The 13,949-nt window shown below is 38.7% G+C and carries 10 protein-coding genes and 4 pseudogenes; 10 read left to right on the top strand and 4 right to left on the bottom strand.

Annotated elements, in window-relative coordinates; genetic code table 11:
* Nucleotides 1-129: 129 nt before the first annotated feature.
* Nucleotides 130-762, top strand: a complete 633-nt coding sequence (locus ACLBWW_RS21340) for a LysE family translocator (RefSeq protein WP_447614224.1) — start codon at nucleotides 130-132, stop codon at nucleotides 760-762.
* Nucleotides 763-1,005: 243 nt separating this feature from the next.
* Here the strand turns inward: ACLBWW_RS21340 and ACLBWW_RS21335 are convergent, their stop codons facing one another.
* Complete coding sequence (locus ACLBWW_RS21335; RefSeq protein ID WP_048543775.1) at nucleotides 1,006-1,596, bottom strand: TetR/AcrR family transcriptional regulator; 591 nt, start codon at nucleotides 1,594-1,596, stop codon at nucleotides 1,006-1,008.
* Nucleotides 1,597-2,225: 629 nt separating this feature from the next.
* On the opposite strand from ACLBWW_RS21335, the gene ACLBWW_RS21330 reads away from it, so the two are divergent.
* Nucleotides 2,226-2,879, top strand: coding sequence for a CPBP family intramembrane glutamic endopeptidase (locus ACLBWW_RS21330; RefSeq protein ID WP_048543773.1), 654 nt, complete (start codon nucleotides 2,226-2,228; stop codon nucleotides 2,877-2,879).
* 320 nt (nucleotides 2,880-3,199) lie between these two features.
* Here the strand turns inward: ACLBWW_RS21330 and ACLBWW_RS21325 are convergent, their stop codons facing one another.
* Nucleotides 3,200-3,781 carry a TetR/AcrR family transcriptional regulator gene (locus ACLBWW_RS21325; RefSeq protein ID WP_048543769.1) on the bottom strand — a complete coding sequence of 194 codons (582 nt, stop codon included), beginning with the start codon at nucleotides 3,779-3,781 and terminating at the stop codon, nucleotides 3,200-3,202.
* 274 nt (nucleotides 3,782-4,055) lie between these two features.
* On the opposite strand from ACLBWW_RS21325, the gene ACLBWW_RS21320 reads away from it, so the two are divergent.
* The 3 genes from ACLBWW_RS21320 (at nucleotide 4,056) to ACLBWW_RS21310 (ending at nucleotide 7,479) form a co-directional block, all read left to right on the top strand.
* Nucleotides 4,056-5,315 carry an MFS transporter gene (locus tag ACLBWW_RS21320; RefSeq protein ID WP_048543767.1) on the top strand — a complete coding sequence of 420 codons (1,260 nt, stop codon included), beginning with the start codon at nucleotides 4,056-4,058 and terminating at the stop codon, nucleotides 5,313-5,315.
* A gap of 100 nt (nucleotides 5,316-5,415) precedes the next feature.
* On the top strand, nucleotides 5,416-6,489 hold the full coding sequence (locus ACLBWW_RS21315) for an LLM class flavin-dependent oxidoreductase (protein ID WP_000402360.1): 1,074 nt from the start codon (nucleotides 5,416-5,418) through the stop codon (nucleotides 6,487-6,489).
* Between the two features lie 51 nt (nucleotides 6,490-6,540).
* Complete coding sequence (locus ACLBWW_RS21310; RefSeq protein WP_048543765.1) at nucleotides 6,541-7,479, top strand: alpha/beta hydrolase; 939 nt, start codon at nucleotides 6,541-6,543, stop codon at nucleotides 7,477-7,479.
* Nucleotides 7,480-8,060: 581 nt separating this feature from the next.
* Here the strand turns inward: ACLBWW_RS21310 and ACLBWW_RS21305 are convergent.
* Nucleotides 8,061-8,725 (bottom strand): annotated as a pseudogene (locus ACLBWW_RS21305) (NAD-dependent epimerase/dehydratase family protein); the annotation flags it as partial.
* Nucleotides 8,726-8,838: 113 nt separating this feature from the next.
* Here ACLBWW_RS21305 and ACLBWW_RS21300 point away from each other — a divergent pair.
* The 5 genes and pseudogenes from ACLBWW_RS21300 to ACLBWW_RS21280 all read left to right on the top strand — a co-directional run.
* Nucleotides 8,839-9,042: pseudogene (locus ACLBWW_RS21300) on the top strand (hypothetical protein); the annotation flags it as partial.
* A gap of 384 nt (nucleotides 9,043-9,426) precedes the next feature.
* Nucleotides 9,427-10,101, top strand: a complete 675-nt coding sequence (locus ACLBWW_RS21295) for a response regulator transcription factor (protein WP_048543763.1) — start codon at nucleotides 9,427-9,429, stop codon at nucleotides 10,099-10,101.
* Nucleotides 10,098-11,465, top strand: coding sequence for a sensor histidine kinase (locus tag ACLBWW_RS21290; protein ID WP_048543761.1), 1,368 nt, complete (start codon nucleotides 10,098-10,100; stop codon nucleotides 11,463-11,465). The genes ACLBWW_RS21295 and ACLBWW_RS21290 overlap by 4 nt, the downstream gene beginning before the upstream one ends.
* A gap of 165 nt (nucleotides 11,466-11,630) precedes the next feature.
* Nucleotides 11,631-12,611 carry an alpha/beta hydrolase gene (locus ACLBWW_RS21285; RefSeq protein WP_048543759.1) on the top strand — a complete coding sequence of 327 codons (981 nt, stop codon included), beginning with the start codon at nucleotides 11,631-11,633 and terminating at the stop codon, nucleotides 12,609-12,611.
* A 293-nt stretch (nucleotides 12,612-12,904) separates the two neighbouring features.
* Nucleotides 12,905-13,000, top strand: a pseudogene (locus ACLBWW_RS21280) (YjcZ family sporulation protein); the annotation flags it as partial.
* Between the two features lie 729 nt (nucleotides 13,001-13,729).
* Here ACLBWW_RS21280 and ACLBWW_RS21275 read toward each other — a convergent pair.
* Nucleotides 13,730-13,949, bottom strand: a pseudogene (locus ACLBWW_RS21275) (IS4 family transposase); the annotation flags it as partial.

The raw sequence follows: 13,949 nt of genomic DNA, 5'->3' as shown, positions 1-13,949 counted from the left end.
GTATATCATTACCATAAATTCGATCTGATTATATTACTTAGTTACATCGACTGATATTAATCTTTTTTCTCCTTAATCATGATAAAATGTACAATAGGAAATTTTATGTAACATGAAGGGGGAAGAGTTATGGTCAGCTTGAGTGCTTTGTTAGCCTTTGCAATTGTTTCGCTTAGCATGGTTTGTTCACCAGGGCCTAATATGATTTATCTCATTTCTCGTTCCATTACGCAAGGACGTATGGCAGGATTTATTTCTCTCTTGGGCATTATGCTCGGATTTGTCATTTATATAATCGCAACAATGTTCGGACTTACAGTTCTATTCCTTGCAGTACCCGCTGTCTATGAAGCAGTCAAGTGGGCAGGTGCTGCTTACTTGCTTTGGCTCGCCTGGAATTCGATAAAACCGAGTGCTACTTCTATTATGGAACCTCGTACTATTTCTAATGAGCCACTACGGAAATTATTTCTAATGGGACTTATGACTAATCTTCTAAATCCAAAGATTGCTATTTTGTATGTGTCACTGTTACCTCAATTTGAAGATCCTGAGAAGGGATCGTTACTTCTACAAGGTGCAGTTTTAGGCCTTACGCAAATCACTGTTAGTTTTATAGTCAACCTTTTAATTGTGTTTACAGCAAGCAAAATTGCTACATGGTTTGGCACACGCCCAACGTGGCTGCGAGTGCAGCGTTGGCTTATGGCAAGTGTATTAACGGGTCTTGCTGTACGTCTTGCTTTTGAACGCCGACAGTAGGAGTATCTGAAAATTTGAAGATCTTTTTTTAAAAGACAGGAATGCTGTTTTTTTATTTTAGGGGTAGGATAAAAAGGCGAGGTATGTGAAAAACAGGTTGGTTGTATGCCTAATATACAACGTCTAAAAAGCTCCCTTTGCTAAAAATTATTCACCCCTCACATAAATAGAAGATACTTTTTATGTGAGGGGTTTATTCAGTTTAAGCTATAAAAATTGAATGGAAGAAATACAAGTTCTCACTTATTTAGAATAAGAGAAAAGATGATGTTTTATTTGTTCAATAAAATACTGGTGGTGTATATTATCGTTCGATACTCGACTTGCCATAATAGCGCCCTCCATTGAAGATGTAAGAAAAGAAGCGAGCGATATAATGTCCATATCTTCTTTAAGTTCTTGTTTCTCTATTCCTTCTTTTATGAGAGAAGCCATTAACATTACTGTATCATCATAACCCTTTGCTGCTGCTTTTTGTAATTCTGGAAATACTCCTGTACTTTCAATTGCGCTATTAAGCAATGGACAGCCTCCAGCAATAGGGGGATTATTAGCTGCATCTTGATATATAAGGAAAATGGCAAGGATTTTATCGATTGCTGTCTTTTTATTTTCCATTGCTTTATGAAAATGCCCCCACATAATCTCACCACTTTTGTCGTAGGCAGCAAGGACAATTTCTTCTTTATTTTTGAATCTACGATAAATAGCTCCTTTAGATAGTTCAGTAGCTGTCATTATATCCTGGATGGATGTGTAAGTTATCCCATTAGTGTTAAATAAATATAAAGATGTTTCAATAATCTTTTCTTTTACCTTATCGACTTTAGTCATGCTTTGTGGCCCTCCTAATAAAACGAACTTAATATTTAAGATGATTTTTCTTGAATTTTTATTGTAAGTATAAATAAGCTTGAAGTAAAAACATTTTATCAATCCCTAACTTATAGGAACCTAAAACAATACAGTGTGAGGTTAATTAAAATATATTAGCTACATCATTCGTGTGAATTTTCTGTCAATTATAATGTGACCAATTGATTAATTCAGTCATATTATACAACTAATTTCACCTAAAATCATAGACGAAGTAAAAAATATCGTTAATTTTAATGTATAAACATATAACTATTATATCTAATTTTTATTAATAGGATTAGCTAAAGGGGGCGGGCTACTCCCACTTTCACTCCATTCCATAAACGATTAATCATTAACAATTATTGGAATTTGATTGTAAATAAGCAACTGAGAAAAAAATATATTTAGTTTTTAACATATTTTTTTGTTAATACTTTGTAAAAAGGGTTCAAAAAACTAGAAACATATAGTATTATTGAACACTGGAACAGAACGAACCGAACGGTTCGGTTCGTTAACTTGTATGAATATATTTGGAAGGAGAACTTTATGCAGAAAGAAAAATCAAAGATTGTAGCTAATTTAATTAGGGGAATAATAAAGTGAACTTTATAAACAAGAATAAAAAAGAACTTATTATGCTAGTAATTTTAACACTGTTCTTACCATTTCAAATTGGTTTGTTCATATTATTTGGCATATCACTTTTAACTAACTACAATTTAGTTGAATCAGAATTTGCCCTTGGTGCCATCGGTTTTACTGTACCTGCTATTGTTGGAATAATTTTATTTAAGAACGAAATTATTGAGAGTTTTGCATATTTTAAAGAGAAGACAATTTTGAAAGTAGTAAGTGTTCCTCTGTTGGTTCTACTTATGGTAATTATAGAACAGGCTGTTATGCGTTTTCTAGCAACTGATCAGCCAGAGAACCAAGACCAGCTCCTTGAAGCAGGTGCGGGGGCACCTCTTATATTCACATTGCTTGTATTTGGTATTCTGGGTCCAATACTTGAAGAAATTGTGTTTCGTCATATTTTAATAAATCGCTTTTCGCATTATATTGGTACTACTATTGCATCTATCATTTCAATTATAATTTTTACACTTCTTCATACGAACCAGCTTTCGGATATTGCTATCTATTTACCAGGATCGGTAATACTTACTATTGCTTATCTGATTTCTAAAAGATCCCTTGCATATGTTATGGCGATACATGTGTTAAACAATTGCCTTGGTTTCATTCTGTAAGAAATTAAACTTAGCTCTGTTACGAAGTTGAAAACTAGATACAGATATTGATAAATGAGGAGTACAATTTAGACAGTGATTTATGATTCATGTAATTCCTTGTACTTCAAAAAACCACAGTTTTGGTGTGAACTGTGGTTTTTTTATATAAGGGCCCAACATATCGCCATCAAGCTTAAAGAACGATTTATCCCCAAACAATAAATACGAACAACATGCATAAAATTTTCGTTCAGGAGGTGGTATGAGATTTTGATTTGATGGAGATTTGACGCTACCCCTATAAAGGTATAGTTTTCGTACTTTCATATACAATCATGTCACTTAAGTAATGTGAGCGTCGCTGCTATTACATTGTCCACAAATGAACGTTGGGGGCGAGATTTCATCATAACCGTTAGACCGATTAACGATACAATCAGTGCCTGTGCCAAAGACTTTGCATCTGTGTTGACTTCCAGCTCACCTGATTGAATTCCTCGTTCGATCGTCTCCTGAAAAATGACGGCAAGGTACATTTGATGTTCTCTGGTCAAAATTTCAAATCTCTCATCATGAGGTGCTAGTTCAACCATTGTATTGATACAAAAACAACCTTTACTAAGATCCCCTGCGTATTCTTCATTGACGACATCGGCAAAGAAAATAGAAAATGCCTCTTTTACAGAGGAGTGACTTTGAAGCCTATTTCGTATATCAGAGGCCCGAGACATTGTATATCTACGAAGTGCGGCTTCAAACAATTCTTTCTTATCTCCAAAAGCCGAATAAATACTAGGGCGTTGAATGCCCATTCTAGAAGTAAGATCACTTAATGAGGTAGCCTCATATCCCTTCTCCCAAAATAACTGCATTGCTGCATCTAAAACTTGATCCTCATCAAATTCACGAGTTCTTGCCATTAAGAATTCTCCTTCTCAAACTTTGATTTTATTAATTGTTTTAGGATAGGTGTGTAGGTAATTACAATTGTTGTTTTTATTACCAAACAGTATGTAATTATTATATAATTAGCCCTTCTTCCTGTCAAATTAAGCTCCATTCATTTAATGAAACATTAACTTTAGTGAAAAAATCGTTGACATTATGAATGAGACTAAGTTATATTTACCAGTAATCATATTGTACCGAACGGTACGTTATGATTAAAAATCTAATGTGATTGGAGGTTAATGTATGTTTAAAACAGAGAAAAATGTAGACGATGATCCACTCTACACTAAGATAAGTCATAAATCTTCCATAACAAAACCTAATTTGAATCAACAGCCATCCATGTCTCACGCTTTGGCATTATTGTTTGCGACGGCCTGTGGAATGTCTGTTGCCAATATTTACTTTGCACAGCCGTTGCTTGATCAACTATCTAAGGAGTTTAGTATTAACCATTCCATTATTGGTATTGTTATTACCGTTACACAAATTTTTTATGGATTGGGCTTACTGCTACTCGTACCGCTTGGAGATTTGCTAAACCAGCGACGTCTAATTGTCGGTCAGATGCTATTATCTACAACAGCTCTGGTTATAGTTGGTACTGCTTCCTCCAGCATAGTACTTTTCGCAGGTATGGCTTTGGTGGGTCTGCTTGCAGTTGTGACACAGACTCTCGTGGCGTTTGCAGCGACCATCGCTTCCCCTACAGAAAGAGGACGTGTCGTTGGCATTGTAACAAGTGGGATTGTTATTGGCATACTTCTTGCGCGTACTTTTGCGGGTATATTAACAGATGTTGCGGGATGGCGTTCTGTATATCTATTTTCTGCTGCGCTCATGCTTTTGATGGTTTTTATGTTTATAAAGATGTTGCCCAATGTTGAGCGCGAGGTAAAATCGCTATCTTACCCTCAGTTGATTAGATCGGTGCTTGCTTTGTTTATTCAAGAACGAACGTTACGCGTTCGCTCTGTTCTAGCCATGCTGATTTTTGCTGATTTCAGCATTTTGTGGACTTCACTAGTACTGCCACTTAGTACACCGCCAATTGCTCTATCTCATAGTGCAATTGGCGCATTTGGTCTTGTAGGTGTGGCTGGAGCCTTAGCTGCGGCACGGGCAGGAAAATTGGCCGATCAAGGTTACGGACAACGAACGACAGGCATTGCTTTAGCTCTATTATTGATTTCATGGTTGTTCATCAGTTATATAGAGCAGTCGTTAATCGCATTAGTAATAGGGATAGTTCTACTTGATTTGGCCGTACAGGCAATACATGTCACGAATCAAACCATGATCCTTCCATTGCATACAGAAGCACGGAGTCGACTTACTGCTGGATATATGGTGTTTTATTCTATCGGCAGTGCTGGTGGTTCAATTGCGTCGACTCAAATATACGCACACTTTGGCTGGGGAGGGGTTTCCTTACTCGGAGCCTCTGTCAGTGCTTTCGCTCTTCTTTTTTGGGCTATGACCAGACGAGTTAAGATTTTATGAAATAAACGTGTGTTAGCCAATATGAGAAACACGTTACTACCATAAAGGAAATGATTAATTTTTTTGACTTAAAATCTAATTGGACTAGGAGAGATAACAAATGGAAATAGGTATTACGTCTTTTGTAGAAACGAAACCAGATGTACATAGTGGTGAAGTGATAAGTCACGCACAGCGATTGCGTGAAGTTGTTGAAGAAATCGTTCTTGCTGATCAAGTAGGACTTGATGTGTTTGGTGTTGGTGAGCACCATAGGGAGGATTATGCAGCATCCTCTCCAGCGATGGTTCTATCAGCGGCGGCACCACAAACGAAAAAGATACGGCTTGCGAGTGCAGTAACCGTGCTTTCTTCAGCTGATCCTGTGCGTGTTTTTCAGGATTTCTCTACACTGGATGGCATTTCAAATGGACGTGCAGAGATTATGGCGGGGCGTGGTTCCTTTATAGAATCTTTTCCACTGTTTGGTTATGAATTGAAGGACTATGATGAACTGTTTGAAGAACATTTGGACCTACTGCTCAAAATACGTCAGTCCGAAAAAGTGACTTGGGAAGGCAGACATCGACCGGCAATCAATAATTTAGGTGTGTATCCAAGACCTGTTCAACATCCTTTACCGATATGGGTTGGTAGCGGTGGGAATCAGGAATCTGCTATCCGTGCCGGTTTTCTGGGATTACCACTTATGCTGGCGATTATTGGTGGTAGCCCAATGCACTTTGCACGAATTGTACAACTATATAAGAAAGCGGCGGCTCACGCTGGTCATGATGTGTCAAAACTTCAGGTGGGGTCTCATTCGATTGGATTTGTTGGAGAGAATACGGAATTGGCAGCAGATACATTTTTCCCTTCCACTCAGGCAGGCATGAATAAACTTGGTAAAGAGCGGGGGTGGCCTTATTATGATCGTTCCAGCTTTGATACTGCACGAAGTTTTGAAGGGGCGTTGTATGTTGGTGATCCAGATACAGTCGCCGAAAAAATCATCCATCTTCGTAAGCATGTAGGGATTACACGCTTTATGATGTATGTACCATTAAGTACCATGCCACATGATCAAGTCATGCGTGCCATAGAATTGCTTGGAACAGAAGTTGCCCCTCGTGTAAGAGAGGAAATTGCCAAATGGGAAGCTGAAGGAGAACAGGAGACACATCTATTCCGCTAATTATTCGATAAGGATTGCATCAAGTCTCATTATTTAACTGGAGGAATTTATATGAAAATTGACAGTCGAGTATTACCAGAATTAAAACAGGCTTTCTCACAATTTCCAGGCTTTCAATTAGAGGGGGATTTAGAGGCGAGTCGAAGTCTCTTGTCGAATCCACATTTGGAAAAATCAGAGCTTGTAAACATGACCAAGCGAATGATTCCTGGCGCAGCCGGCGAGATGTTAGTTAAAATTTACGAACCCGTTGAGAAGAATCTTGATAAACTTCCAGCTATGCTGTGGATTCACGGTGGTGGATACGTAATGGGCCACCCTGATATGGACGATGTTTTGTGTGAACGCTTTGTTCAGAATGCTGAATGCGTTGTTGTGTCTGTCGATTATCGACTTGCGCCCGAACATCCTTATCCAGCGGCTATTGAAGATTGTTATGCAGGCTTGGTTTGGATGACAAATGAGGCAGACTCGCTTGGAATTGATGTGAATCGAGTTGCGATTGCCGGTGCAAGTGGAGGCGGTGGACTAACAGCAGCGCTTGCATTAATGACTCGTGATAAAGGAGGTCCATCTATTATTTTTCAGATGCCGCTGTATCCGATGCTTGATAGCCACAACATAACACCATCAAGCTATGAGATTATAGAAGACAATGCAACATGGAATAGATCAAACAATTTAACGGCTTGGAATATGTACTTGGGAAAGAAGAACGATACTAACGAACCATCTCCCTATGCCGTACCTTCGAGAGCAGACAACTTAGCAGGACTACCGCCAACTTATACATGTGTAGGTCAACTCGATTTATTCCGAGATGAAATTATTGAATATGTAACACGACTTGCACAAGCAGGAGTAGATGTTGAATTTCATCTCTACCCCGGCTGCTTCCATTGCTTTGAAGTACTTGTGCCTGAAGCCGAAGTGAGTCAGCGTGCCAGTCAGAATTATTTTGATGCGATGGCACGGGCGCTTCATCCATAACTTATCTTAGTTCATTCATCGGGGTGTTCAAATGAAGGCATGAGTGATAGCTCTAAATTTATTCGATGAGTAGAGATTACAGAAAGAAGTACAAATAGTGCCACCATATACTTTAAATTTTGCCCCTTACTCATTGATTAAAAACAGGAAATACTTCAAAGGTGGAATAGTTAACCAAGGTGTCAAAATTGTGTGCTAGCAATTCAACTTTTTTACTGCAGTTACGATGATAAGCACAATCAACACTTTGGAGCGTTTTTTTTCGTAAGTCGAGTTACTTTTTTAATCGCATTCATACTAAACAGTAGCAGGAAAGGGCGCCAATTGAACATTGGCACCGTTTATAAGAAGCGATAGACTGTATCCTTAGCTGGATCTTCATTTCGAGCTCGGAAAAAATAGAATTAAGTTCTTTTGGTAGTTGATGATATTGGTTATTTTGAGCTATTGTAGTTAAGGCACCTCTTCTGTGGTAGTGATTTCTAGGTAATCTCACTATAACAAGGATCGAGGTGTTTTTCATTTTACTCAAGTTGAGTTATTTAATTCCCATCTTAATGAAGAATTATTGAAATATATTTCTCCATATCAATTCGTTTAAACCTGTTGTTAGATACACCATGTAAAATTAAAAATGGAGGTAAGTTCTTTGCCGTCATCGACTTTAAGAGAAGGTCCATAAAATCTTCTAGGTTTAAGTATGTACTCATATCTCTAGCTGTTAGTGGTTTACCGTATGGATTATTATACGAATAGCAAGACTTTGTAACCCTTCTTCATAAGCAAAGTAAGAAGCAACAGCCTATGCGAAACACTTACTTACCCCGTACATATTTTTGGGTCTCGTGGGTGAATAAGCATGTGGTTGATAATCCAAAGGATAGCCTTCAATTGTTTGAGCACTGGAAGCAACTATCACTTTGGATACATTATTATCACTAGCAGCTCTAAAAATATTATAGGTTCCCTTTATATGATTTTCTAATAAGGAGCCATAAAAATCAGCATTTGGCGAAGGATTACCTGCCAAGTCTATAACTATATCTATCCCTTTCGTAAATTCTTGACAAGCAGCTAAATCAGAAATATCTAAATATATGATTTCATGATTTATATCTTTAAAAGTTTCTAAAGCAGATAAGTTAATATCTGCTAGCCGTAACTGGTAATTCCTTTGCTTATCTAGGAATCTTGTAACATCTTGGCCAATCTTACCTGCAGCACCTGTAACTAAAATTTTTTGCATTTCACTTTATCCTTCCATAAAAATACATCCCTTGTCAAAGGTCATATAATAGAGCATGCACTTATTGTATGTTGGTAATGGCATTAAATAAAACGAAGAAATATAATGGAGGCATGAATAAAATTCATGAGGAGGACCATAGTTCAGTTAAATTAACAAGTAATGATTTGGAACGAATGTGCAATCAAAGTTGACACGTCATCTACGCATTTGACGAAAAATAATTAGTGGGTATGGGACGTGTTATTTCAGATGGTGTAATTACTGGAGTAGTTTGGGGAATATGTGTTCTACCAATCTATCTGTCCGAAGGAATCGCCGCATGTACAAATAGCGCTGGGAAATTGAATCATTTTTCCGCTGGATTTAGCTGAATTTGAACGTTTCCGTATTGTTTGGCACAACATCCAATGCGTTGTTCAATCAGTTATTCACAGCTATAATTGCCTATGCTTTGCTGAAATTTCTTCGTGCACAAGGCCAAAAGACAAAATAAACGCTTGTCATTTGCAGGTTTCACACGCCTGTTTTTTGTGAAGCCTTGTCAATTGAGTGGAAAATTAGTTTGAAAGAAACACTTGAATTCTACAGGTCGATAAATCAAGAACCTGTATTACTTTGGTTAATCAACATACGTGTTAATTTATAGTAGAATGATTGCTTGAAATAATGCGGTGGAAAATAGGGAAAAGAGGGAAACGATGCCTACTATACTAGTTGCTGACGACGATGCGAACATTCGCGAACTCGTCTGTTTATTTCTACGCAACGACGGATTCGCAACAGCTGAAGCAGCGGATGGCAAGGAAGCACTGGCTGTCTACATCTCAACGAATGTCGATCTTGTCGTACTTGACATTATGATGCCGATTATGGATGGTTGGACGTTAAGCAAGGAGCTCCGAAGAGCCAATCCTGATCTACCTTTACTTATGCTGACTGCGAGAGGAGAAACATGGGAGAAAGTGAAAGGTTTCGAACTTGGGACGGACGATTATTTAACCAAACCATTCGATCCGTTAGAGTTGACGGTTCGTGTTAGGGCACTACTCAAACGATACAAGATTGGCTCCACGCAGACGATTCATTTAGGGAACGTCATCCTTGATCGACAGACCTATAAGGTGATGAAAGGGACGGAGTCGCTTACGTTGCCGCTAAAGGAGTTCGAATTGCTGTATAAGCTCGCTGGAACACCCGGACAAGTCTATACGCGCGTGCAGTTGATCGATCAGATTTGGGGTATCGATTACGCCGGAGATGATCGAACGATAGACGTACATATTAAACGGCTGCGTGAACGGTTCGCGACAACACCCGATTTTCGGATCGAAACGGTGCGCGGGCTTGGGTATCGGCTTGAGGTTTATGAATGATCAGATCCTTATATATACGTGTTGTCCTGACATTTTTAGTCTCTATCATCGGGGGTACGATCATTTCTTTTTTGGTGTCAACTTGGATATTCGAGGATAAATTGAACGAAAACGCTCAAATCAACTCACGTAACTTTGGCCAAGACATCGTCCGGATTTACAAGACCTTTCCGTTACGTGAAGCGGACTTGTTCGTAAGTGAAATGAAGCAGCTCGATTCTTATTATATTCGAATTTACGAAGCAACGGGTCAGTTCAAGTCTTACGGTAAACTTCACGGGCACAAACCTGCGCCTGTGACGATGGAGCAACTAAAGAAAGTATTAGATGGAGGTGTTGTTCAGGACACTCCTAATGGTATTGCCACGGTCCTCTTAGGGCTGCCGTTGAAAACGGAAATGGGAACGAAAGCGATATTTTTGGAAGCGCTCGCTCCTCCTTCAGCCTCTTTTGTCACAAAGTGGGCATTGGTCTTTGCAACATGTTCGTTGATTGCAGGAAGCTTATTGATTCTAGTTGCCTCTGTATTCCTGGTAAGACCGATAAAAAAGCTGACAAAAGCGACCAGGCGGATAGCATCTGGAGATTTCAACGTCAAGTTGAATATTAAGCAAACGAGTGAGCTGGGTACTTTGGCTCGCAGCTTCGAAGAAATGATGCACGATCTGCAGCAACTTGAGCAGATGCGCAGGGAATTCGTAACGAACGTGTCGCACGAGGTTCAGTCTCCGCTCACTTCGATATCCGGTTATGCTCTAGTGCTTAAGCAAGTTGACCTCTCAGAATACGAACGAAGTCGTTATCTTGATATTATCATCGCTGAAGCGAAAAGGATGTCCAAAATGAGCGATAACCTGCTAAAGCTGAGTTTTCTTGAATCGCAGTCAAAGCAACTGCGGCTCGTCACGCTCAGCCTCGATGAACAAATCCGACGGATAATTGTGGCGCTCCAGCCACAATGGTCTGCTCGCGATATACATTTCGAGCTTGATTTACAGACAGTTAAAGTAACGGCTGATCATGACCTGTTAAATCAGGTATGGACGAATATCCTCGGAAATAGCATCAAATTTTCCGAGGATGCCGGCGTGATTAACGTAAGCATCAAACAAGATATCAAAAACGTGACAATCCTAATATCCGACACTGGTATTGGTATTCACCTTGACGACCAGAAGCGTATATTCGAGCGTTTTTTTAAGGCCGATCGTTCCCACAGTCGTAAGTATGACGGAAGTGGTATGGGACTCGCTATCGTTAAACAGATTGTGTCGCTTCATCAAGGTGACATCCGAGTGAAAAGTGAACTTGGTCAAGGAACGATCTTCATTGTCACCTTGCCAATCACTACACCAACAGATTAGTTAGATTCATTCTCTATGCTACGACTCATATGCAAGCTTACTTGCATATAGAGCCGTAGCATTTTTTTTGCAGTTCATATTCAGTTCATATTGTCGTCATGGTGAGTACATCTTCATTGGTTAAGTTGAAGGAAGGTAAACAGATCAGGACAGGAGAAGATGACAGTGACACAACAAGAGGAAAAGAAAACGCTGAGTGGAATGAAAATAAAGAAAGTGCGAAACATCTTACTTAAAACCATAGGAGCAATCGTTCTAGCCATTGTACTTTTTTTAGGTATTGTTTATATCGTAAATGTGATGAGTAGTCATTCGGAGCAAAAACGAATAGTGCACTACGGGCAGCACGTATCTGTAGACGGGAAAAACATGAATGTGTTAATTCAAGGCGAGGGCGAGGAAACAATCGTGCTCCTGCCTGGCTATGGAACAGCTACTCCAGGGCTTGATTTTAAGCTTCTTATCAATGAATTATCTCTATTTTACAAAGTTGTTGCGGTAGAGCCTTTCGGTTATGGATTAAGTGATGAAACTGTAAAAGAGCGAACCACGGAGAATATGGTAAGTGAAGTTCATGAAGCTCTACAGCAGCTTAATATTAACAGATACATGCTCATGGGCCACTCCATTACAGGTATTTATGGAATTGATTATGTGAACAAATATCCAAACGAGGTGACTGCATTTGTCGGAATCGATAGCAGTGTTGCAACACAACCGGGTATGGATATCAATTTCCCATTAAAAACGTTTGCATATCTCAAAAAATCAGGTCTCTTAAGATTGGCTATGAAAATTAGTGCTGACCCCTATGCTGGACTGGCATTTGATGAAAAAACCGTAGAGCAAATGAAAATGATTTCGAATAAAAACATGTATAATGACACAACCTTGAATGAGATGGACCATATTTCGTCTAATTTTAAAGGGGCTCAAGGTTTAATCTTCCCTAAAAATCTTCCACTACTTCTCTTTGTACAAGCGAATAATGAAGATGTAGCAGGGTGGATACCTCTGCATGAAGGACAGATCAAAGACTCGGTACATGGAAAAGTAGTAACCATGGATGGATCACATTATTTACACCATACCAAATTCAAAGAAATCGCTGAAAACGTTAGACTATTTATAAAAGAAGTAAAGTAAGTGTTCAGAGAAAGGTTCATTCGTTATTTTATGCATTTGTCTACAGTCTGCAAGACCATCATTTCGATGGTCTTTTTTATGTCCAAACAGTTGTATATTTCCAAACCAAGATTATACTTTCGCCTGAAAGATATTGGGTTTCATTTTCATATTAACTAACGAGGCAGGTGTGCGGCCGAGCCTAGGTCGTATCATATAACGGGTGGGATTCCCGTCGAGTAAGAACTAGCCATTCGCTCGTAGCGAGTCTTGGAGGGCTAAAGGTAACTTTAGTCTTTAAGCGTAGACAGTTAGGTGGCGGATTTATTTTACTGATCGTTCTATTCATCCTGTTAATCATTATAGGATGTAGTTGTTGGGGCGGCGGTAGCGGCGGATTCGGTTACTAAAAAAAGGGGCACTCATAAGAGTGTCTTTTTTCTCAATATAAGAACCCTAAGAATATGAAATTATTTTAATGCAAATTCCCTTTTGTGCAATGAGATAGTAATGCCCAATAAAAAACCCACCTATTTCCGTAGGTGGGCCTTATCTTTATTACACAATATCAAAGTATACTCTCTTTTTCTCGTGAATTTTATGTAATTATACATATTTGTAAAAACTACATAAAATAAATATTACATGTAGTAAAATATAAATTGTGGACACGTTCTATAAAGCTGATTCTCCGATTAGAAGGCGTAACACATCTCAACCATATAGGTGTGGCGTTGCTTTAATCTAGCCAAACAAACGATCTTGATTCTCTTGTATTTGTACACTAACAATCTGTTGAAAATAAATGATTCTGTTTTATAGGACGTGTTTACTTAATGTCCAATACATATTATTAAATTAAAGTGGTTCAAGTCGGAGGAAGGCACCTTAGGGTGTCTTTTCTTTATGGGGTCTCACCACATCGGTATCTGATTTATTTTTTATGTTTATCATGCCATTTTTTGTTGTTGCATTTATTTTTATTAGCTTGATAGCGATGTGGCGGTACCCCATCGCTATCAAGCTAAGCTTATGCAAAGTCAATTTTAGGCGAGATTGTTTCTTTTTCTAAAGGGCAAGTGTAGGTGATTGAAAGATTTGCATACGAAATAAACCCTAACGGGTTTCACTTTTTTGAATTAAGCGGCTTGATTATCAGACATGGTACAATTGTAAACGACACCTAATATATCAAAGACCGTTTTTTTCTCATATCGATGAGATTTCCGCCCGTTTTGCTGTAGGAGATTGAACAGGCGGAGTAACACCTTTGATAGCTCTTGGGTGTTTTTTTGTATAGTTTGGAATAGAAGAAGAAAATAGTCTTTAATCATATATATGGCTTTATACTCACTAAGC

The organism is Bacillus sp. M5A3_1b, assembly GCF_053345335.1.
This window is presented reverse-complemented; position numbering and strand designations above follow the sequence as displayed.